Origin of the sequence: Micromonospora sp. AMSO1212t (genome assembly GCF_008868145.1) — a bacterium.
Lineage (GTDB): Bacteria > Actinomycetota > Actinomycetes > Mycobacteriales > Micromonosporaceae > Micromonospora > Micromonospora tulbaghiae.
In genome coordinates this window covers 1-20,815 of sequence record NZ_WBKS01000112.1, presented here as the reverse complement: position 1 = coordinate 20,815, position 20,815 = coordinate 1, and the positions used below count along the sequence as shown (strand labels likewise).

The 20,815-nt window shown below is 73.9% G+C and carries 21 protein-coding genes; 12 read left to right on the top strand and 9 right to left on the bottom strand.

Annotated features, from left to right (window positions below; genetic code table 11):
* Positions 1 to 631: 631 nt before the first annotated feature.
* Positions 632 to 3,121 carry a DNA topoisomerase (ATP-hydrolyzing) subunit A gene (locus F8279_RS23245; protein WP_151501053.1) on the bottom strand — a complete coding sequence of 830 codons (2,490 nt, stop codon included), beginning with the start codon at positions 3,119 to 3,121 and terminating at the stop codon, positions 632 to 634.
* Between the two features lie 34 nt (positions 3,122 to 3,155).
* Positions 3,156 to 5,270 (bottom strand): type IIA DNA topoisomerase subunit B, encoded by a 2,115-nt coding sequence (locus F8279_RS23240; protein WP_192580753.1) that lies wholly within the window; start codon positions 5,268 to 5,270, stop codon positions 3,156 to 3,158.
* Between the two features lie 298 nt (positions 5,271 to 5,568).
* On the opposite strand from F8279_RS23240, the gene F8279_RS23235 reads away from it, so the two are divergent.
* Positions 5,569 to 6,825 carry a hypothetical protein gene (locus tag F8279_RS23235; RefSeq protein WP_151501052.1) on the top strand — a complete coding sequence of 419 codons (1,257 nt, stop codon included), beginning with the start codon at positions 5,569 to 5,571 and terminating at the stop codon, positions 6,823 to 6,825.
* A 41-nt stretch (positions 6,826 to 6,866) separates the two neighbouring features.
* Here the strand turns inward: F8279_RS23235 and F8279_RS23230 are convergent, their stop codons facing one another.
* Complete coding sequence (locus tag F8279_RS23230; RefSeq protein WP_151501051.1) at positions 6,867 to 7,499, bottom strand: class I SAM-dependent methyltransferase; 633 nt, start codon at positions 7,497 to 7,499, stop codon at positions 6,867 to 6,869.
* The gene (locus tag F8279_RS23225) at positions 7,499 to 7,936 is read right to left on the bottom strand and encodes an Rrf2 family transcriptional regulator (protein WP_091423567.1); all 438 of its coding nucleotides are present in this window, start codon (positions 7,934 to 7,936) and stop codon (positions 7,499 to 7,501) included. The genes F8279_RS23230 and F8279_RS23225 overlap by 1 nt, the downstream gene beginning before the upstream one ends.
* Positions 7,937 to 8,091: 155 nt before the next feature.
* Here F8279_RS23225 and F8279_RS23220 point away from each other — a divergent pair, with 155 nt between their 5' ends.
* The 7 genes from F8279_RS23220 (at position 8,092) to F8279_RS23190 (ending at position 13,380) form a co-directional block, all read left to right on the top strand.
* On the top strand, positions 8,092 to 9,303 hold the full coding sequence (locus F8279_RS23220; RefSeq protein ID WP_151501050.1) for a globin domain-containing protein: 1,212 nt from the start codon (positions 8,092 to 8,094) through the stop codon (positions 9,301 to 9,303).
* Between the two features lie 161 nt (positions 9,304 to 9,464).
* Positions 9,465 to 9,845: a carbamoyltransferase N-terminal domain-containing protein gene (locus F8279_RS23215; protein WP_151501049.1), complete on the top strand. Its 381-nt coding sequence runs from the start codon at positions 9,465 to 9,467 to the stop codon at positions 9,843 to 9,845.
* Positions 9,797 to 9,976, top strand: a complete 180-nt coding sequence (locus tag F8279_RS23210) for a hypothetical protein (protein ID WP_307800362.1) — start codon at positions 9,797 to 9,799, stop codon at positions 9,974 to 9,976. Before F8279_RS23215 ends, F8279_RS23210 begins: the two co-directional genes overlap by 49 nt.
* Positions 9,961 to 11,178, top strand: coding sequence for a glycosyltransferase (locus F8279_RS23205; RefSeq protein WP_151501048.1), 1,218 nt, complete (start codon positions 9,961 to 9,963; stop codon positions 11,176 to 11,178). Before F8279_RS23210 ends, F8279_RS23205 begins: the two co-directional genes overlap by 16 nt.
* A gap of 135 nt (positions 11,179 to 11,313) precedes the next feature.
* A complete protein-coding gene (locus tag F8279_RS23200) occupies positions 11,314 to 12,171 on the top strand; it encodes an alpha/beta fold hydrolase (protein ID WP_151501047.1) in 858 nt (285 codons plus the stop codon).
* Between the two features lie 84 nt (positions 12,172 to 12,255).
* The gene (locus F8279_RS23195; RefSeq protein WP_151501046.1) at positions 12,256 to 12,885 is read left to right on the top strand and encodes a hypothetical protein; all 630 of its coding nucleotides are present in this window, start codon (positions 12,256 to 12,258) and stop codon (positions 12,883 to 12,885) included.
* Between the two features lie 111 nt (positions 12,886 to 12,996).
* Entirely contained in the window at positions 12,997 to 13,380 is a 384-nt protein-coding gene (locus F8279_RS23190; RefSeq protein WP_151501045.1) for a hypothetical protein, read from the top strand.
* A gap of 4 nt (positions 13,381 to 13,384) precedes the next feature.
* On the opposite strand, the gene F8279_RS23185 is transcribed toward F8279_RS23190, so the two are convergent.
* Both F8279_RS23185 and F8279_RS23180 read right to left on the bottom strand, forming a co-directional pair.
* Positions 13,385 to 13,594, bottom strand: a complete 210-nt coding sequence (locus F8279_RS23185; RefSeq protein ID WP_151501044.1) for a GTPase activator — start codon at positions 13,592 to 13,594, stop codon at positions 13,385 to 13,387.
* 36 nt (positions 13,595 to 13,630) lie between these two features.
* Positions 13,631 to 14,521: a DUF72 domain-containing protein gene (locus F8279_RS23180; RefSeq protein ID WP_151501043.1), complete on the bottom strand. Its 891-nt coding sequence runs from the start codon at positions 14,519 to 14,521 to the stop codon at positions 13,631 to 13,633.
* Between the two features lie 144 nt (positions 14,522 to 14,665).
* On the opposite strand from F8279_RS23180, the gene F8279_RS23175 reads away from it, so the two are divergent.
* Positions 14,666 to 15,379 carry a hypothetical protein gene (locus F8279_RS23175; protein WP_151501042.1) on the top strand — a complete coding sequence of 238 codons (714 nt, stop codon included), beginning with the start codon at positions 14,666 to 14,668 and terminating at the stop codon, positions 15,377 to 15,379.
* Between the two features lie 23 nt (positions 15,380 to 15,402).
* Positions 15,403 to 16,125 carry a Pr6Pr family membrane protein gene (locus tag F8279_RS23170; protein ID WP_151501041.1) on the top strand — a complete coding sequence of 241 codons (723 nt, stop codon included), beginning with the start codon at positions 15,403 to 15,405 and terminating at the stop codon, positions 16,123 to 16,125.
* Positions 16,126 to 16,137: 12 nt separating this feature from the next.
* Here F8279_RS23170 and F8279_RS23165 read toward each other — a convergent pair whose 3' ends face one another.
* Both F8279_RS23165 and F8279_RS23160 read right to left on the bottom strand, forming a co-directional pair.
* On the bottom strand, positions 16,138 to 18,216 hold the full coding sequence (locus tag F8279_RS23165; RefSeq protein WP_151501040.1) for a glycogen debranching N-terminal domain-containing protein: 2,079 nt from the start codon (positions 18,214 to 18,216) through the stop codon (positions 16,138 to 16,140).
* Positions 18,213 to 18,590 (bottom strand): SCP2 sterol-binding domain-containing protein, encoded by a 378-nt coding sequence (locus tag F8279_RS23160; RefSeq protein WP_151501039.1) that lies wholly within the window; start codon positions 18,588 to 18,590, stop codon positions 18,213 to 18,215. The genes F8279_RS23165 and F8279_RS23160 overlap by 4 nt, the downstream gene beginning before the upstream one ends.
* Positions 18,591 to 18,712: 122 nt before the next feature.
* Here F8279_RS23160 and F8279_RS23155 point away from each other — a divergent pair, with 122 nt between their 5' ends.
* Entirely contained in the window at positions 18,713 to 19,690 is a 978-nt protein-coding gene (locus F8279_RS23155; protein ID WP_151501038.1) for a glycoside hydrolase family 88 protein, read from the top strand.
* Here the strand turns inward: F8279_RS23155 and F8279_RS23150 are convergent.
* The gene (locus tag F8279_RS23150) at positions 19,677 to 20,183 is read right to left on the bottom strand and encodes a DinB family protein (RefSeq protein ID WP_151501037.1); all 507 of its coding nucleotides are present in this window, start codon (positions 20,181 to 20,183) and stop codon (positions 19,677 to 19,679) included. The two genes, F8279_RS23155 and F8279_RS23150, sit on opposite strands and share 14 nt — an antisense overlap.
* A gap of 100 nt (positions 20,184 to 20,283) precedes the next feature.
* Here F8279_RS23150 and F8279_RS23145 point away from each other — a divergent pair, with 100 nt between their 5' ends.
* Complete coding sequence (locus tag F8279_RS23145; RefSeq protein WP_151501036.1) at positions 20,284 to 20,799, top strand: 2'-5' RNA ligase family protein; 516 nt, start codon at positions 20,284 to 20,286, stop codon at positions 20,797 to 20,799.
* Positions 20,800 to 20,815 lie beyond the last annotated feature (16 nt).

Genomic DNA, 20,815 nt, shown 5'->3' with positions numbered 1-20,815 from the left:
TATAGGAGACAGGCCCGATCGCGCCCCCTGAGCCACGTTGATCATGAAGTTAGCGGCACAAATTGTCCGATTCATGCCCGCTAACTTCATGATCAACGTGGCTCAGGGGGCGCGATCGTGCGGGCCCACGTGAGCGGGACACCCCAAAGGCCCGAACTGCAAGATCGCGGTGGGCCCAGCGGCGCGACGCTCTCGCCGCCAGGGCCAGCCCCGCCCAACTGCGTCGATCATGAGGTTGACGGCGTTCGGTGTCCGTTTTGTCGCCGCTAACCTCATGATCGACCGCGCAGGGCCGTGCGGGTCTGCCCAAAAGCCCGGAATGTGCCCCAGCAACCGCAGGCAGCCCTGCCCCGGGGTGCCCCTGGCGCGGTGATCAAGGAGTTTAGGGCCTGCGGAGGGCGCGAAAAGGCCGCTAACTCCTTGATCAACGCGCGACAGGGGTAGACGGGCACACGAGCGCACGGATCCCGTCAGCAGCTCCGGGTGCCCGGTCCGCTGACGCGCTCACCTCGTGATCAAGGAGTTTGGGGTCTGAAGAGGCGCGAGAAGTCCGCAAACTCCTTGATCAACGTGTCGGGGGGCGGGCAGGCGGGAGGGGGCGGTCTACCGCCGCCCGCTCCCCAGCCGGTTGTCAGTCGCGGTCGATGTGGTGGCCTACGACGGTGGGGCCGAGCATCACGGCGAAACCGGAGCCGTCTCGGCGCGGATCGGCCGGGGGCAACTCCACCGGGTCGCCGGTGGCGGTCGCGCCCACCGGCCGCGGGCCGATCCAGGCCACCGACAGCTCCACCTCGCCCTTGAGGAACCGCTGCGCGCGCACGCCGCCGGTCGCCCTGCCCTTCGCCGGGTACGCCTTGAACGGCGTCACCTTCACAGTGGCGCCGGTCGAGGTGACCACCATCGGCTCACCGTGCTTCGCGTCGTCGGTGCGGATCGCGCCGAAGAAGACCGCCCGCGCCCCGTCGGGCAGGTTGATGCCGGACATGCCGCCGCCCTTGAGTCCTTGCGGTCGCACGACGGTCGCGGCGAAGCGCAGCAGCGACGCCTCCGAGGAGACGAACGCCAGCGTCTCGGCGCCGTCGGTCAGCCAGGTCGCGCCGACCACCTCGTCGCCGTCGCGCAGCGAGATCACCTCGAACTCGTCGGAGCGGACCGGCCAGTCCGGGGCGCACACCTTCACCACGCCCGCCCGGGTACCGAGGGCAAGACCGGGCGACCCCTGCGCGGACGGCCCCAGCGGAGCCAGCCCGACCACCGTCTCGCCCGGCTCCAGCGGCACCAGTTCCGCCGCCGACATGCCGCCGCGCAGCGACACCGTGCCGGACTGCTCGGGCAGCACCGGCAACGGCAACACGTCGATCTTGAACGCGCGGCCGGCGCTGGTCACCAGCAGCACCCGGCCGCGGGCGGTGGAGTGCACGATCGCGCGTACCGCGTCGTGCTTGACCCGGCCGCTGCGCCGGCGCGCCTCGGCGGCCTCCTCCGACTCGGCCGCGGTCCGCGCGACCAGCCCGGTGGCGGAGAGGATCACCTGGCACGGGTCGTCGGCGACCTCCAGCGGACCGGCGGGCACCGAGGCGGCGAGCACCTCCTTGAGGTCGCCGTCGACGAGGGTGGTACGCCGCGGCGCGCCGAACTGCTTGACCACGGCGGCCAGCTCGTCGGAGACCACCTTCCGCAGTACCTTCTCATCGTCCAGGATCTTCGACAGCTCGGCGATCTCACCGCGCAGCTTCTCCTGCTCGGCCTCCAGCTCCAGCCGGTCGTACTTGGTCAGCCGGCGCAGCGGAGTGTCCAGGATGTAGGCCGCCTGGATCTCGGAGAGCTTGAACTTCTGCATCAGGCCGTCCTTTGCGGCCTGGGCGTCCTCGCTGGCCCGGATCAGCTTGACCACCCGGTCGATGTCGAGCAGGGCGATCAGCAGTCCGTCGACCAGGTGCAGGCGCTCCTCCCGCTTGCGCTTGCGGTACGCGCTGCGCCGGGTCACCACCTCGTACCGGTGTGCCAGGAACACGTCGAGCAGTTCCTTGAGCCCGAGCGTGCGGGGCTGGCCGTCGACGAGCACCAGGTTGTTCACGCCGAAGGACTGCTCCAGCGGGGTGAGCCGGTAGAGGTCGGCCAGCAGCGCCTGCGGGTTGACACCGACCTTGCACTCCACCACCAGGCGGGTGCCGTTCTCGCGGTCGGTGAGGTCCTTGACGTCGGCGATGCCGGTGAGCCGCTTGGTCTTGTTGACCTCGTTGGTGATGGCCGCGATGACCTTCTCGGCGCCGACGCCGTACGGCAGTTCGGTGACGGTGATGGCCTGCCGGCCGCGGCTGCCCTCCAGCGGGCCGATCTCCACCCGCCCGCGCATGCGCACCACGCCGCGCCCGGTCTCGTACGCGCGGCGCACCTCGTCCAGGCCGAGCAGCAGCCCGCCGGTCGGCAGGTCGGGGCCGGGCACGAACTCCATGAGTCTGTCGAGTGTGGCGTCCGGGTGGTTGATCAGCCACCGGGCGGCCTGAACCACCTCGCCGATGTTGTGCGGGATCATGTTGGTGGCCATGCCGACCGCGATCCCGGAAGCGCCGTTGACCAGCAGGTTCGGGAACGCCGCCGGCAGCACCGTGGGCTGGGTCAGCGAGCCGTCGTAGTTCGGCTCGACGTCGACGGTGTCCTCACCCAGCTCGCCGGTGAGCAGCATCGCCTCCCGGGACATCCGGGCCTCGGTGTAGCGGGCCGCGGCCGGGCCGTCGTCCGGGCTGCCGAAGTTGCCGTGCCCGTCGATGAGCGGGACGTTGAGCGAGAAGTCCTGCGCCAGCCGCACCATCGCGTCGTAGATCGCGGTGTCGCCGTGCGGGTGGTACTTGCCCATCACGTCGCCGACGATCCGGGCGCTCTTGACGTGGCCGCGGTCCGGGCGGTGGCCCTGCTCGTGCATGGACCAGAGGATGCGCCGGTGCACCGGCTTGAGCCCGTCGCGCGCGTCGGGCAGGGCGCGGGAGTGGATGACCGAGAACGCGTACTCCAGGTAGGAGTCCGAGACCTCGGTGACCAGCGGGTTGTCGAAGACGCGGGCGCCGGCCTGGTCGAAGGCGGCCAGGTCCGCCTTCGCGCGGTCGTCCTTGCGGCGTGCCATGGTGTGCGGTTTCCTTCCGAGACGAACCCGTTGGTCAGGCGTCGATGGCGTCGCGGTCGACCCGGTCGGCGGAGTCGATCAGCCAGTTGCGGCGGGGCTCGACCTTCTCCCCCATGAGCAGTTCGAGGATCCGCTCGGCGGCCTCGACGTCGTCGAGCGTGATCCGGCGGACCGCCCGGGTGGCCGGGTTCATGGTGGTCTCCCACAGCTCGTCGGCGTCCATCTCACCGAGGCCCTTGAAACGCGGGATCGGCGTGACGATCTGCTTGCCGGCCTTCTCCAGCTTGCGGACGGTCGCCTCCATCTCCGCCTGGGTGTAGGTGTAGACGGTCTGCGGGTTGCGCCCCTTCGTGGTGATCTTGTGCAGGGGCGGCATCGCCGCGTATAGCCGCCCGGCCTCGATCAGCGGCCGCATGTAGCGGGCGAACAGCGTGATCAGCAGGGTACGGATGTGCGCGCCGTCGACGTCCGCGTCGGCCATGATGAGCACCCGGCCGTACCGCAGGGCGGACAGGTCGAACGTGCGGCCCGAGCCGGCGCCGAGCACCTGCACGATCGCGGCGCACTCGGCGTTGTCCAGCACCTGCTGGAGGTTGGCCTTCTGCACGTTGAGGATCTTGCCGCGGATCGGCAGCAGCGCCTGGTATTCCGACGAGCGGGCCATGCGGCTCGTGCCCAGCGCGCTGTCGCCCTCCACGATGAACAGTTCGCTGCGCTCCACGCCGGTGGCCCGGCAGTCGACGAGCTTGGCCGGCATGGCCGCGCCCTCCAGCGCGGTCTTGCGGCGGGCAGCGTCCTTCTGCTGCTTCTGGGTGAGCCGGACGCGGGCCGCGTCGACGATCTTCTGGAGCACCGTACGGGCCTCGGCCTTGGTCCGGCGGTCGTCCAGCCAGCTCTTGAGGTGCGCCTCGACCAGGCCCTGGAGCACCTTGGTGATGCCGGCGGTGGACAGCTCGTCCTTGGTCTGCGAGGTGAACTGCGGCTCGGGGATGCGCACGTGCACCACGGCGGTCATGCCCTCCAGGACGTCGTCCAGGGTGGGCGCGTCCTCCTTGGGCTTGAGCAGGCCGCGGGTGTTGCGGGCGGCCTCGGCGAGAGTGCGGGCCAGCGCGCGCTCGAAGCCCTTGCGGTGGGTGCCGCCGTGGGCGTTGCGGATGGTGTTGGTGAAGCACTCGACTGTGCGCTCGTAGCCGGTGCCCCAGCGCAGGGCCACCTCGACCTCGGCGCGGCGCTGCACGTTGGACTGCATGACGCCGTTGGCGTCGGCGGCGTTCTCCCGGTAGGTGCCCTCGCCGGTGACCAGCAGCGTGCCGGAGACCGCCCGGTCGCCGGCCGGGGCGAGGAACTCCACCATGTCGGTGAGGCCGTCGGGGAAGTGGAAGCTCTCCTCGACGGGCTCCTCGCCGATCTCGTCGCGCAGCCGGTAGGCCACGCCGGGGACGAGGAACGCGGTGTTGCGCAGCTTGAGCCGGACCGTCTCGGTGTCGAGCGCGGCGCCGGTCTCGAAGTAGCGGGGGTCGTGCCACCAGCGGATCGAGGTGCCGGTGCGCTGGCCGCGCTTCATCGCGCCGACGATCTGGAGACCGGGGCCGGGGGTGAACGGCGCGTCCGGGCCGTCGCCGTCGAAGACGCCCGGTACGCCGTGGCGGAACGACATGGCGTGGACCTTGCCGCCGCGCCGGACGGTGACGTCGAAGCGGCGGGACAGCGCGTTGACCGCCGACGCGCCGACGCCGTGCAGGCCACCGGAGGTCTTGTAGCCGGAGCCGCCGAACTTGCCGCCCGCGTGCAGGCGGGTCAGCACCAGCTCGACGCCGGAGATGCCGGACTTGGCGTGCACGTCGGTGGGGATGCCCCGGCCGTCGTCGTCGACCTGGACCGAGCCGTCGGCGTGCAGGATCACGTCGACTCTGGTGGCGTGACCGGCGACACCCTCGTCGGTCGAGTTGTCGAGGATCTCGTTGACGAGGTGACCCACGCCACGGCTGTCGGTCGAGCCGATGTACATGCCCGGGCGCTTGCGGACGGCGTCGAGGCCCTCCAGATGCGTCAGGTCGTCGGCCCCGTAGAGGGTGTCAGGCTGTGCGGTCAACTGGTCGTACTCCCAGGTCTCGGCGGTGTGGTGCCGTTCACCGTGTGACTCCCCCACGATGATCGCCGGGCGCGGCGCGCCGGAGCGAGCCTAGCCGGGTGCCCTGACAGGTCGGCGGCACCGGTGCGGTGCGTTGCGCGATCGACCTCACGTGCGGGGGCGCGCCGGGGCCGCGTACGGCGGCCCGGCGGGCGGACGGGGGTGTCCAGGCGGCACAACGACAGGTGAGCCGGATGTCTTCCCCGGCGAGGGATCGCTGATGTCCAGGCATTGACGCCCGTCACACGCGCGTGATCTGATCGCCACCCTGAAGAATCTTTCACATTTCGATGTCTGGGAAAGAGGGAGGTCGGGCATGTCCGTGTTCCGTCGTTCCGTGCTCGCGGCGGCGCTGGCGCTCGCCACGGTGGCGTTACCCGCCGCCGCGGCGCCCGCCCGGCCGGCCGCCGCCGCGCTGCCCACCGCCGCGGTGGCGCTGGGAGACAGCTTCATCAGCGGTGAGGGCGCCGGGGCGTACGCGTCGGTGGTGGACGTCAACGGAGTGGCGCAGGGCTTCCCCGGCTGGTCCGCCGCCAACGCCAACGCCTACTTCTGCCACCGCTCGCCGAACGCCTCGCTGTTCCAGGCGAACCTGCCGGGCATCTCCGCCCGGTTCAACCTGGCCTGCTCGGGCGGCCAGCCGTACGACATCGCGAACGCCTCGTCGACGCGGGCCAAGGGACGGCAGGTGGCCGCCCAGCTCGACCAGCTCCGGACGGTGGCCCGGACCCACGACATCGACCTGGTGCTCGTCGGCCTCGGCTCGAACAACAGCTCGTTCACCTTCGGCAGCGTGGCGGAGAAGTGCGCCAACCGGTTCATCGCCGACGCCTGGACCGGCTGGTGGGAGTTCTGGGCGTACCTGGGCGGGCCGGTGGAGCAGAAGCCGTGCACCGACGCCGACCTGGGCACGGCCGCGCAGTTCACCGCCGCCACCGCGGAGACCACCACGGCGCTGCGGCGGCTGCTGTCCACGCTGGACGAGATCGACGCCGACGGCCAGCACCGGGTCGTCTTCCAGGACTACACCAACCCGCTGCCGTTCGAGCTGGACCAGAGCTACTGGACCGAGGACAGCCGCGACGACACCCGGGACAAGTTCCGCGCACTGGGCGCCGAGCGGTACGCGGCCGGCTGCCCGATCCACCGGGCCAGCCTGGCGCCCGGACACCGCTTCTCGCAGGGGCTCGGCACGCTCGTCAGCTCGGTACGCGGCACGCTCGCCGCCGAGTTCCCGCAGGACGACCTGGTCTACCTGAACGTGCAGCGCGCGTTCGACGGCGCCCGGCTCTGCGAGTCGACCGGCAGCCCGGGCAACGCCCTCGCCACGCCGATCCGGCTGATGGACGGCCCGACCGGCACGTTCGTCACCAGCCTCTCCGGGTACGACAAGCTCGACATCCAGCGGATCGCCAACGCCTGCGGCACGTACTTCCAGACCTGCCAGGAGTCGTGGCACCCGAGCGCCGCCGGGCACAAGGTGCTCGGCCGGTGTCTGGCCGGGGCGGCGGCGACCGGCGCCCGTACCGTCTCCTGCGTCCGCGCCCCGGACGGCACGGTGAATGTGAGCTGAGCGCGCCGGACCGGGCCGGGAAGGACCGGCCCGGTCCGGCGTCAGGCCCGGATCGCGGTGCCCAGTGCGTGGGGCGAGGCCGGGGCCGGCAGGCCGGTCGGCGGGAAGCGGAACCGGTCCAGTTCGGTCACCTCGAAACCGGCGGCCCGGATCGCGGCCACCGTGTCCCGGGCGGTGTGGCAGCCGGCGCAGAACAGCGGCCAGAGCGTGGCGTCGGCCAGGCGCTGGGCCCGGCGCAGGCCGGGGGTCTCGGCCACCACGTGTTCGTAGAAGCGCAGTTCGCCGCCGGGCCGCAGCACCCGGCGCGCCTCGCGCAGCGCGACCGCCTGGTCCGGCACCGAGCAGAGCACGAGCGACAGCACCACCGCGTCGGCGGCGCCGTCGGCGACCGGCAGCGCCTCGGCGAGACCGGCGGCGACGGTCACCGGGACCGGGGCGCCGGGCGCTGCGGCGCGGGCCATGGCACGCAGGCGTGGTTCCGGTTCGACGGCGACCACCCGGCTCACCCCCGGCGGGTAGTGGGCGAGGTTGCGCCCGTTGCCGGCGCCGACCTCGACCACCCGGCCGCGCAGCCCGGCGACCAGGCGGCGACGGTGCTCGGCCATGCCGGCCTGGTCCATCGCGACGCTGGCGCGGGCGAACAGCCGGGAGAAGATCGGGTGGGAGACGGCCATCAGCGACCGGCCGGTGGCGCGCCGAGGCTGAGCAGGAGCGGGCCGGCGGATCCGTCGACCAGGTCGCCGAGGCGTACCCCGTCGAGCACGGCGAGGAAGGCGGCCTGCGCGCGGCGCAGCTCACCGCGCAGCCGGCACTCCGCAATCAGCGGGCAGACCGGCTGCGCGCAGTCGACCACCTCGCCGTCGCCCTCGAAGGCGCGGACCACCTGACCGACGGTGATGTCCGCTGCGTGCTCGGCGAAGGCCACGCCGCCGGAGCGGCCCCGGATGGTCACCAGGACCCCGATGCGTTGCAGCCGCTGCACCACCTTGGCGACGTGGCTGCGGGGCAGCGCGAGCCGGGTGGCGAGTTCGTCGACCGTGGCCCGGACCGGGGACGCGGCGGTCAGCATGGCGATCCGCAGCGCCATGTCGGTCGACCGGTTGAGCCTCACGCACCGACCCTAGCCACTCGGCGCCGTCCAGCACACCGGCAGATTCACGGTGACCCATGCCACCACGGCACCGGGACTTTCGACCCTAAAACAGGAATCGCTGATTCCTGTTTCGTAAGGATCGACCTGTTCGAGCCCCGGAAGGAGATTCGGTCGTGCTCTCGGAATCCTCAGCATCGGTCGTGACCGCCACCCTGCCCGTCGTGCGGGCGCACGGTGAGGCCATCACCGGCCGCTTCTACCAGCGGATGTTCGACGCCCACCCGGACCTGCTGGACCTGTTCAACCGGGGCAACCAGGCAACCGGGGCGCAGAAGGCCGCGCTCGCCTCCGCGGTGGTCGCGTACGCGGCGCACCTGACCGGCGACACCGGCATGCCGTGGGGGCCGGTCCTGGACCGCATCGCGCACAAGCACGCCTCGCTCGGCATCACCGCCACCCAGTACCCGATCGTCGGGCGGCACCTGCTCGCCGCGGTCGGCGAGGTGCTCGGCGACGCGGTCACCCCGGAGGTGGCCGCCGCCTGGGACGAGGTCTACTGGCTGCTGGCCTGCGAGCTGATCGCCCGCGAGGCGCGGCTCTACGCCGGCGCCGGCGTGCCCGAGGGCCGCCCGGTGTGGCGGGACTGGCGGGTGACCGCCCGCACCAGGGAGAGCGCCGACGTCGTCTCGCTCACCCTCGCGCCGGCCGGCGGGGATGCCGCGCCCGGCTTCACCCCCGGCCGGTACGTCTCGGTCGCCGTCGACCTGGACGGCGGCCGGGGGCAGCAGATCCGCCAGTACAGCCTCTCCGGCTGCCCCGGCGCCGACCAGTGGCGGATCACTGTGAAGCGGGTACGCGGGGAGGGCGGCGCGCCCGACGGCATGGTCTCCGGTCACCTGCACGACCGGGTGGCGGTCGGCGACACGCTGCGGCTCAGCCCGGCGTTCGGCGAGGTCGACGCCACCGGCGGCGACGGGCCGCTGCTGCTGGTCAGCGCCGGTATCGGGCTCACCCCGGCGATGGCGGCGCTGGCTCACCTGGCCGACCGCGATCCCGGACGCCAGGTGACGCTGGCGCACGCCGACCGGGACGCCGAGGCGCACGCGCTGCGCGCGGAACTCCCAGCGCTCCAGCAGCGGCTGCCGAACCTGGCCGTCCACCTCTGGTATCTCGACGCCGCCGGCGCCGACCTGCCCGGCCTGAAGGCGGAGGTGTCCGCCGGGCTGATCGACCCCGACCGGCTCCCGCTGCCCGCCGCGGTCGCCGCGCACCTGTGCGGCCCGGTCGCGTTCATGAACCTGGTCCGGGCCAACCTGCTGCGCCGGGGTGTGCCGGCCGATCGGATCGCCTACGAGGTGTTCGGCCCCGGCATGCTGCCGGGCTGACGCCCCGCCGCGAAACAGGACTTCACAGACCCGTTTTCGGTACGGGGACGCGCGTCGATGCCCTGGCCAGGGCCCGGAGCCTCCACAGCGGAGGCGGCGGGCCCGCGGAGAAGTCGGTGATCTACTGGTTAGGGGCGGAACCCGAGGGTAGGGGTCCACCCATGCGCGTCCTCGGCATCAACGCGATCTTCCACGACCCGGCCGCCGCCCTGGTGGTCGACGGCCGGGTGGTGGCCGCCGCCGACGAGGAGCGATTCAGCCGCCGCGACGAGTACAAGGTGATGGCGCTGGCCTCGTCCGGCACGCCGAAGCACCTGGACGTACTGCGCGAGCTGGTCCAGGCCATTGACAACGGCGGCGTCCGGGCCGAGCCGATCGACTGGGCGGGCCTGGCCGAGTGGTTCGGCCGCCGACCCGGCCGCGACGTGCCCGCGATCTACGTCGAGCACCGGCCACCACGGAAGCGGTGGACGCCGTCCCACCGGACGCCGGGGTGCTGTCCACCCGCGTCGACACGCTCGTGGAGGCGGCGCGCTGGCTGACCGAGGACGCAGACGCCGCGTACCGGCTCGGCGCACGGGCACGCGAGGTGGCGAAGGAACGGTTCCGTCCGGACCGCTTCCTCGCCGACTGGGACCGGATCCTGGAGGAGGAGACATGCGCATCGCGATGATTTCCGGGCACGCCAGCCCACTCGCCGCCCTCAGCGAGGAGGACGCCGGCGGCCAGAACACGCACGTGGCGGAACTCGCGTCCGCGCTCACCGGCGCGGGTCACGACGTCCGCGTCTACACCCGCCGCGACTCCCCCACGCTGCCGGAGACGGTCAGCGCGCCGGACGGCTACCAGGTGTGCCACGTGCCGGCCGGTCCCGACCGGCGGGTACCGAAGGACGAACTGCTGCCGTACATGAGCGAATTCGGCAGCTGGCTGGCCGACACCTGGCGGCACGGCGGCTGGACCCCGGACGTGGCGCACGCGCACTTCTGGATGAGCGGACTGGCCACCGTGCACGCGAGCCGCCGCACCGGCGTCCCGACAGTGCTGACGTACCACGCGCTCGGCACCGTCAAGCGCCGCCACCAGGGCGCCCGGGACACCAGTCCACCAGGGCGCGCCGGCTACGAGCGCGCGCTCGGCCGGGCCGTGGACCGGGTCGTCGTGCAGTGCTCGGACGAGGTCGCCGAGCTGGTCCGGATGGGCGTACCCCGGTCCCGGATGGCGCTCGTCCCGTCCGGCGTCAACGAGGCGGTGTTCCGCCCGGACGGCCCGGTCGCGCCCCGCGACCCGGCACGCCCGCGCATCCTCACCGTCGGGCGGATGGTCGAACGCAAGGGCTTCCTGGACGTGGTCCGGGCGCTGCCCGCGGTGCCGGACGCGGAGTGCGTGGTTGTCGGCGGCCCGCCGGCTCATCTGCTGCCCGCCGACACGTTCGCCCGCCGGCTGTCCGCGCTCGCCGACTCGTGCGGCGTGGCCGACCGGGTACGGCTGCTCGGCGGCGTGCCGCGCGAGGAGATGGGCGCCTGGTACCGGTCGGCGGACGTGCTCGTGGCCGCCCCCTGGTACGAGCCGTTCGGGCTCACCCCGCTGGAGGGCATGGCCTGCGGCGTACCGGTGATCGGCACGAACGTGGGCGGCATCGCCGACAGCGTGGTGGACGGACTCACCGGCGACCTGGTGCCGCCGCGTGATCCCCGCGCGCTCGGTACCGCGCTGCGCCGGCTGCTCGGCGACAACGTGCGCCGGTTCACGTACGCGACCGCCGCACTCGACCGCATCCGCAGCCGGTACTCCTGGAAGCGGTGCGCCGAGCAGCTCGGCGCGGTCTACGACGCGCTGACCAGCGCGGCCCGGCCCACACCGGCGGTGGCGTGATGGCCGGTCCCGACCCGCTCGAAACCGGCACCTGACCGGGCTGGCCGCGGCCCTGCTGCCGGACCGCGTGCCGGTGCAGCGGCCGCGGACACCCCTTACTACCCGCCGGTAGGTTAGGGCCGTAGGCTGATCCGGGTGAGCGGGGACTACACCCAGGAGTTCGTGGACGTCGACGGCGCGCGCATCGGCGTGCAGATCTACCCGGAGCCGGCCGGTCCGCCCGGCGCGCCGGTGGTGCTGATCTGGCCGGCCATGGGCGTGCGCGCCCGCTACTACCGGCCGTTCGCCGCCGCGCTGCGCGACGCCGGGCTCGCGGTGATCGTGGCCGACCTGCGCGGCACCGGCGAGAGCACGCCCCCGCCGTCGCGCGCCTGCCGCTACGGCTACCAGGAGATGGCCGCCGACATCGGCGCCGTCCTCGACGCGCTCAAGCCCCGGCTGGACGGCCGCGCCCGGCTGCTGCTCGGGCACTCCCTCGGCGGTCAGGTGGCGGTGCTGCACCAGGCGCTGCACGACGACGGCCGGGTGGACGGGCTGGCCCTGGTGGCGGTGGGGTTGCCGTGGTGGCGGCGGTACCCGGGCCTGCGCGGGTGGGGCGTGCTGCCGTACACCCAGGCGATCGCGGCGACGGCCCGGCTCCTCGGCGTCTGGCCCGGCTGGGGGTTCGGCGGCCGGCAGGCAAGCGGCGTGATCCGGGACTGGGCGCACACCGCCCGCACCGGCCGGTTCCCCGCGCTGGACGGGGTGGACGCGGAGGCCGCCGTGCGGCGGATCCGGACACCGGTGCTCGCGGTCAGCGTCGACGACGACCAGTACACGCCGCACGAGACGCTCGATCACCTCTGCGAGAAGCTGGCCGCGGCGACGGTGACGCGGCACCGCTACACGGTCGCCGAGGCGGGCGCGCCGCTGGACCACTTCACCTGGGTACGCGCGTCGGTTCCACTGGCCGCCCGGATCGCCGCGTTCGCCGGCACGCTCCCCCGGCGCTGAACCCTCCCCCTCCCCGCCACGCCGGGCGTGAGTCGCCCGATCGTGGGTATGCCGCACCGCCCGAACACGGCGGAGGGGGATCTGATGTCAGAACGGCACACCACGCTGCGCTCGATGCACGACCTGGGCCTGGCGGCCTGGTTCGGCGGTTCCCTGATGGGGGCGCTGGGCGTCAACGGCGCGGCGGCACGGATCAACGACACGACGGAGCGGCTGCCGGTGGCCTCGGCCGGCTGGGCGCGGTGGACGCCCGTCAACGCGGCGGCGATCGGCGCGCACCTGGCCGGCGCGGTCGGTGAACTGGTCACCGAGAGCCCGCGGATGGCCCGCCAGGCGGGCGTGGGGCGGATGAGCGCGGTGAAGACCGCGCTGACGGTCGGCGCCCTGGCGGTGACCGGCTACAGCCGGCTGGTCGGCATGCGGCTGGAGAAGGCCGGCGGGCCGCCGGTCGAGGGGACCACCGAGCCCAACCACCACACCCCGGCGAACGTCGCCGCCAGCCAGCGGCAGATGAAGCTGCTCCAGTGGGCGGTCCCGGCACTGACCGGCGCGCTGGTCGTGGTGTCGGCGTACATGGGTGAGCAGCAGAAACCGGGCCAGGTGTTCCGGGGCATGCTGGATCGCGCGGGCGGCATCATGTCCGCGCCGAAGAACATCGGCAAGGTGGCCGCCGTGGGCGCGGCCGGACGTTCCCTGGTCGGAGCGGCCCGTTGACCACCGCGCGGCCGGCGACCCACATCGGGGTGGGCCACCGGCCGCGCGGTGCACCGGGACAGGCCGTCCGTCGGCGGGCGGCACGGACATCAGCAGCCAGGCGAGGTGACCATGACCAGCAGGGACCGGCCGGGTACGGGTGACGGGCGCGGGCCGGAGTCGGCCGCGCCGTGGGGCATCACCGACGGCTTCGACGCCGACCCGCCGTGGGGCGCCGGCGACAGCGACCCGATGGACGAGGGCAGCGAGGAGACCGCCGTGCCCGAGGGGCGGCTCGGCGAACGCCGGGCGGCCGGCGCCGGGCCGGGCGGGCCGAAGGCGGGCCGGCACGGGTTCGGATCCGTGGAACCGACCCGGACGCCCGAGGCCGGGCCGGGCGCACCGCCCGATCCGGCCCCGTCGGGGCGGACGTTCCCGGACGACAGCGCGGACGGCGACCTCGGCGACAACGCGCTGGAGGAGGCCACCGGGATGCACCCGGAGACGCGTCCCTGAGAGCTCAGGAGCCGGTGCCGTCCTCACCCGGCCGGCCCGGCGCGGACGGCTCGTTGTCCGGCACCGGTGACTCGGCCACCGGGTGCCCGGTGTCGTCGACGAGACCCGGCGCCATGCTGCCGCCGTGCGCCTCCTCGGCCTCCCGGGTCGCTCGCGGGTCCCGCTCGTCCTCGCCGCGCCGCTTCTCCACAGATCCCCCTTCGTGCTCGTCCATGCACCCGGCGGTACCCGGACGACGGCCGAGGAAACGTCAGGCGCGCGCGGCGGCGGGCGCGACCCCGAGCAGGTCGGCCAGGCGGGCGGCGTCACGCTGGGCCTGGTCGCCGCAGCAGTTGTTCATCAGCACGTGCAGCTCGGCGCACTGGTCGGCCAGCTCGCGCAGCAGCACCGACCAGTGCCGCAGCTCCTGCTCGCCGTAGGCGTAGCGGAACCGCTCCTGCTTGTCCCCGCTCTCCCAGGCCGTGCTGTGCCCATGGAACCGGATCACGGCCAGGTCGGTGGTGGCGACCAGGATCGGCGGCACTGAGGAGACGTGCCCCTGCGGCATGTCCACGCAGGCGTACCCGAGGTCGTGCTCGCGCAGGAACGTCACGGTCTCGGCCATCGCGTCCCCGTCGAACCAGGACGAGTGCCGCAGCTCGACTGTCACCGGCCAGGGGCGGCAACGCCGCGCCGCGTCCAGGATCCGCCGCCGGGCCGCGTCGCCGCGAGCCAGCCACGGCGGGAACTGCAGCAGCACGGCGCCGAGCCGGTCGGCCGCCGCGAGCGGCGCCAGCGCCGCGTGGAACCGGTCCCACAACTCGTCGTACGCCCCGGCGGGCAGGTCGCGCCAGCGGATCCGGCTCGGGCCGCCTTCCGGACGCAGGTCGCGGGGCAGCGCGTCGACCGGCGTGTGGTGGCCGGTGAACAGCCGGAACGCCTTGACGTCGAAGGTGAACCCGTCCGGGGTCGCCTCCGCCCAGGCCGCCGTGGTCTCCGGCACCGGCACGGCGTAGTACGACGTGTCCACCTCGACCAGTCCGAACCGCTCGGCGTACCAGCCGAGCCGCCCGGCAGGGGTGTTGACCCCGCGCGGATACCAGCCGGAGCGGACCAGCATCTGGTCGGCCCACGAGGACGTGCCCACCTTGATGACACCCATGTAATTCAGTTCACCGCGACCGTCGGACATCGGCAACCGGAGATGCCATCCGGGCCGTGACCGGCTCGGGGTGACCGACCTCACCGTGGGTCGGCCGTGCCGGAGTGTGACGCCCGGCCGGGTGTCGGCGCTGAGGGTCACGAGATGGACGCATCCGGCCTGGACCAGGAAACCGTCGAGCGACTGCTCGCCGGCCGCTCCGGCGACACGCCGTCCGCCCCGCCGGGACTGGCCGCCGTGCTGGACGCGGTCCGTGCCGCTCCCGGCGCGGGCGAACTCGACGGCGAGGCGGCCGCCGTCGCGGCGTTCCGGTCGGCCCGGCGGATGCGCCGTCGCCGCGGTGCCCGGTTCGGCGTCCGGGCCCGGTTCGGCGTCAGGGTGGCAGTGACCGCGCTCGCCGCGTCCCTCACCGGTGGAGTCGCGCTCGCCGCGACCGGGAACCTGCCGCGCGCCGCGCGTCCGGCAGCGCCGCCGCCCGTCACCGCACCCCCTGCGCCGTCGGCCCGGCCGAGCCCGCCGGCCGGCTCACCGGGACCCCGGACGCCGCACCCGTCCTCACCGCCCGGCCTGTGCGTGGCGTACCGGGCCGTCGCCGAGCAGGAACGGGGCCGCGCCCTGGGCACGCCCGCCTTCGGCGACCTCGTCAGCGCCGCCGGGGGCCGCGACCGCGTGCCGGACTACTGCGCCGGGCTCCTGGGCGACGACGATCCGCCGGGGAAGGCCGGCGACGGGCGAGGCGCAGGCAGGACCGAGCACCCGGTCCATCCCTACGGCACGCCGCCGGGCGTGGACGGCGGCCCCGCGCCCGAGCACGCCGGACCGCCGTCCGGTACCCCGCCCAGGCGGCGTCCCGGCTGACGACCGGCTGGTAGCTTGCCCCCGTGACCCCCCGGCGTCGCCTACCGGCGATCCTCCTCCGCCTCGCGGTGGTGCTCGCCGTGCTGGCCGGCATCGTGCTCACCGCGCTCGGCCCGGCCACCGTGACCGGCCTGCTGCCGTACTTCACCATCCAGAGCAACGTGGCGGTCGGCGTCCTCGCCGGATACGCCGCCTGGTGCGCGCTGCGCGACCGGCCGGAGCCGCCGAGCGTCCTCAAGGGCGCGGTGACCCTCTACATCACCATCACCGGCACCGTCTACCACCTGGTGCTGGCCAACCCGGCCAGCCCGTTCGCCATGGCCCAGCCCGACCGGCAACCGGGTGAGTGGTGGGGCAACCAGTTCCTGCACACGGTGGTGCCGCTGCTGGCGGTCGCCGACTGGGTGCTGTTCGACAGGCGCGGCCGGCTGCGCTACCGGTACGCCGCCTGGTGGCTGGCGTTCCCGGTCGGATACCTCGGGTTCGCGCTGGTACGCGGCCTGATCGTGGACAGCTACCCGTACCCGTTCATCGACGCGGGCGAACTCGGCTACGACGGGGTCGCGATCAGCGCGGTCGGCTTCGCCGCGGTGTTCTGGCTGCTGGGCCTGCTGTTCGTGGGCGTGGACCGGCTGCTCGCCCGGACCGGCCGTGCCGAAGCGGCGGAGCCGGCGGTCGCGACCGGGCCGATGGAGCCGGCTCCCGGCTCACCGGTGGCCCAGCGGGAGACCACCGGCTCGGCCTGAGCGGCGGGCCGGTCAGGCAGCCCGGCGGGCCGGCTGGCCCGCGCGCATCCGCCGGCCCGCGCCGCGTTCCCGGCCGTACGAGTCGGCCCGTCCCCACCGGCCCGGCACGTCGAGCAGCTCGATCCGCCCGAACCCGGTCGGGATCGCCGGGTTCACCAGCAGGTTCTCCCCGCACGGGCGCAGGCCCAGGATGGTCGCCAGCAGCATCAGCAGCCCACCCGAGGCCCACGACTGCGGTCGCCCGGCCTCCGGCAACTGGACCGGGTACTTGGTCAACCCGCGCGGATAGCCGGCGATCACCTCCGGGACCGAGCCGCCGAGCGTCTCCGCCATCGCCAACACACCGGCGGCGATGTCGGCCGCCTCCTCGTCGTAGCCGTACCGCCGCAGGCCCGCCGCGACGATCGCGTTGTCCGACGGCCAGACCGCGCCGAGGTGCGCGCCGACCGGGTTGTACGGCCGCTGCCCCTGCGCGTAGGTGCGCACACCCCAGCCGGAGAACAGGTCCGGCCCGCACAGGTGCCCGGCCACCGCGTCGGCCCGGCCGGGCTCCACGATGCCGCTCCACAGCAGGTGCCCCAGGTGCGAGGTGAGCGCGTCGACCGGCTCGCCGTCCGGGGTGAGCGCCAGCGCGTAGTAGCCGCGCTGCGGCAGCCAGAAGTCCCTGTCGAACTGCTCCCGCAGCCGCGCCGCGTCGGCCTCCAGGCGCTCGGCGTAGCCCGGGTCGCCCCAGAACTCCCGGGCCAGGCGGGCGCCCCGGATCCGCGCGTCGTACGCGTACCCCTGGAGCTCGCACGTGGCGCGCGGGTACGGCGGCTCCGCGCCGTACCGGTCGACGACGGCCTCCGGGGAGTTGCGCCAGGCCTGGTTGGCGACCCCGCTTTCGGTGTTGCGCGGCCGGTAGCGCAGGTAGCCGTCGCCGCACTGGTCGCCGTAGCGGGTCAGCCAGTCCAGCGCCATCCGAGCCGGGTGCCGCAACTCGTGGACCAGGTCGGCGTCACCGGTCCAGCGCTCGTACTCGTCGAGCAGGATCACGAACAGCGGCGTGGTGTCGGCGGCGCCGTAGTAGAGCGCGGTGGGCTGCTCGTCGAACGCGGCCGCCTCGCCGTACCGCAGCTCGGCGACGATCTTGCCAGGCTCCTCCTCGTGGTAGTCGTCGAGCCGGCCGCCCTGCAACATCGCCAGCATGTGCAGCGTGGCCGAGGTCAGCTCGGGCGTGAACGGAAGCGTCTGGAGGCAGGTGATCAGCGCGTCCCGCCCGTACAGCGTCATCGCCCAGGGCATCCCGCCCACCGGCACCCGGTCGGTGTAGGCCAGCGGCATGTAGCGCAGGGCGGCCAGGTCGGTCAGTGCCTGCCGGTACACGGCGGTGAGCCCGGGCCGGTCGGAGACCAGGTGCGGCGCCCGGTCGAGCCACCGTTCGAGGTCGTCCCGCATGTCCTGGCGGACGTGCTGCCGGTGCGACTCGATGTCGGCCCGCAGGTCCCGCCCTCCCGCACCCTGAATGATCATGGCGACGTGCAGGTCGACGTGCCACTCGCCCTGCGGCTCGACGCGGATCCGGAAGGTCATCCCGCGCGCGTCCACGTCGGCCGGGGCGGAACTGGAGACGCACGTCTCCCGGGCGAACCGCCCGCGCTCGTACCGGATCCGCAACCGCTGCCCCTCCGGGTCGGGGACGACAGTCGGGCGGCGCGGGCCGGGACGCAGGATCTCGGAGGTGTCGGCGAAGTCGGCCGCCATCTCCATCCGCACCGTGTACTCGGCGGGTTCGGCCGAGTGGTTCAGCACCGTGAGGCTCTCGTGGTACGCCTCGTCGATCGAGCGGTGCCGGATCACCGAGACGTCGGCGTCCACGTAGTGGCTGGCGGCGCCCGGCACCAGCACGAAGCGGGTCTCGAAGTAGGTCAGGTCGTCGCGGGACAACGCGTGCAGCCGCTCGCCGTCGATCGTGAGCACCCAGTGGGACAGGAATCGGGTGTCGAACGAGAACAGGCCGATCGGTGCGGACGGGTCGCGTTCCATGTCGCCCTGCGCGTCGCTCAACGCGAACGCGTTGCCGGCGAGGACATGGACCAGTTCCTGCCTCATCGGGCCGCCGCCCGCTTGCCGGGCACGTCGCGGGGATCGCGGGCGTCCGGCGGGCCGGGGAAGATCCGGCGCAGCGTCATCAGCAGCTTCAGTTCGCCCCGCGCGGCGAGGTCGTTGCGCAGCAGCGCGGCGGCCGGGTGCAGGCGGCCCGCCGCGATCCGGTCGAACACCTCCCGGTTCGCGCCGACCACCAGGTCGGCCTCCTCGGCCAGGCGCTCCACCCGGACGTCCTGCCGGTCGATGGTCAGGTACCAGTGCTCGGTGTGTCCGTCGTCGCGCAGGTCCAGGCGGATGGTGCCGGAGGTGGTCTCGGGCAGCTCCGGGTGCCGGCCGGCGGTCCCGCGGGCCAGGTGTTCCACGGCCGAGACGCTCATCGGGCCCTCCTCGTCGGTGGTCGCGGCCGGCGCCGCTCGTCCCGCAGCGTCCCCGCGCTGCGGGTGAGGCGAACTCACCCGGTCCGGGTGAGCCGCGGCGGCCCGGCGGGTATCCCTGAGCCGTGCCGACGACCGGGGACGCCACCGCCGACCGGGTGCTGCTCGCGCTGCTGACCATGCAGCGCGAGTCGTGGGAGCAGGGAATCCTCGGTCAGGCGCTGCTCGACCTGGGCCTGGACGAGGCCGCCGTGCTGGTCGCCGACGCCGCGGTGACCCGGCAGCGGCCGGACGGCCGGCTCGGCGAGCCGCCCGGCTCGGTGGGCGCGGTGAACGGCGCCGCGTGCGGCGAGGTGGTCCGGCACGCCGCGCGGAGCACCGGCGGCCGGCGGTACGCGGCGGCGCTGGACGCCCAGCTCGACTGGCTGACCCGGCGGGCGCCGAGGGCCGCCGACGGCACGCTGTTCCACCTGCTCGACGGCCGCCAGGTCTGGGCGGACACGGTCTACATGGTGGTGCCGCTGCTGGCGCTGACCGGCCGGACCGAGGCGGCCGCCGCGCAGGTCGCGGGGCACCGGCGACGGCTGTACGACACGCGCACCGGCCTGTACGCCGCACGCTGGGACGAGGACCGGGGCGAACTGGACCGGCCCGGCCCCTGGGGCACCGGCAACGGCTGGGTGGTCGCCGGGATCGCCCGCGCGCTGCGGCTCGCGCCGGATTGGCCGGGCGACCTCCGCGCCGAGCTGGCCGGGCACGTCGAGGAGGTGCTGACCGCCTGCCTCGCGTACCGGGGCGCGGACGGGCTCTTCCCCGACGTGCTGGACGAGCCGGGCGCGTTCCGCGAGGCCAACACGGCCCAGCTGCTCGGGTACGCGGCCCTCACCGGAGTGGCCGGCGGGTGGCTGTCCCGGTCCTGGTACGACGTGGGAGCGGACCTGCTGGCCGCCGCCGCCCGGCGCATCGACGCGTACGGCCGGGTGACGGGCGTCAGCGGGGCGCCGGACTTCGAGCGCCCCGGCACCTCGCCCGAGGCGCAGGCGTGTCACCTGCTCGGGCACGCCGCGTTGCACCGGGCCGGTGCGGCGCTCAGCGCAGGATGAGTCCGCGCACGTACGCGGCCTGGCCGACGTGCTGGAAGTCGTCGTCCAGCACGCTCACGAGCCGCACCCCGAGCGTCACCGGCGGATCCCAGTTCTCGTCCACCACCCGGTCCAGGTCGGCCGGGCGCAGCCCGCGCAGGTACGCCAGGCTCCGGTCCACCACCGCCCGGTGGTAGTCCAGCAGCACGCCGCCGTCCTCCGGGCGTACCGCGGCGATCTGCTCCGGGCCGTGCCCGAAGCCGGTGTCGGCGGGGTCGGGCCGCAGGCCGCACCGCGCCGCCCAGTCGCCGGTGACCCAGAGCTGCGGCTGGCCCATCACGTCGGCGACGTGGTCGTCATGGATCCGGGTCAGGTGCCAGACCAGCCAGCCGACCGGGTTCGCCCCGTCGGCGGGCGCCTGCCGCAGCTGGGCCGCGTCGAGCCCGTCGAGCGCCCCGGCGACCAGATCGGGCAACCGCCCGTACGCCTCGGTCAGCACGTCCGTCGCGTCCACGTGCGCCTCACTCCCTCACCGTCTGCTGCACTTCCCTCGGGCAGTACCGCCCAGCGTGCCCGGCAAACCTCGGCACGGGCACCGCCTCTAGGGTGATCGCGTGGTCGCGGCGCTGGAGCTGTATCTGGACACCGACGCCACCCGGCGGATCCGGGTGCTGTGGGACCTGCTGGAGTCCGACGGGGTGCCGAGCATGCGGTCCCTGCTGGCGCAGCGGCACCGCCCGCACGTCTCGCTGGCGGTCGCGCCCCGCCTGGACCCGCACCGCGTCGCCGAGGCGCTCGCCGGAACCGTGGTGGCCGCTCCGCTGCGGCTGGAGTTCCAGCACGCCGGGCAGTTCCTCGGCCGGGTGCTCTGGCTCGGGCCGGCGCCGACGCCCGAGCTGCTGGCGCACCACGCCGGGGTGCACGAGCGGCTGGCGCGGGCCGGCGTCGAGGTGGTGGAGCACTACCGGCCGGGCCGCTGGGTGCCGCACTGCACGCTGTCCATGCGGGTGCCGAACCCGCTGATGGGCGCGGCGGTACGCCGGTGCCTGGAGGTGCTGCCGCTGACCGCGACGGTGGTCGGCGCGGCGGTGGCCGACCACGCCCGCGACATCTCCCACCCGCTGCCCTGACACCCTCCCCACCCCA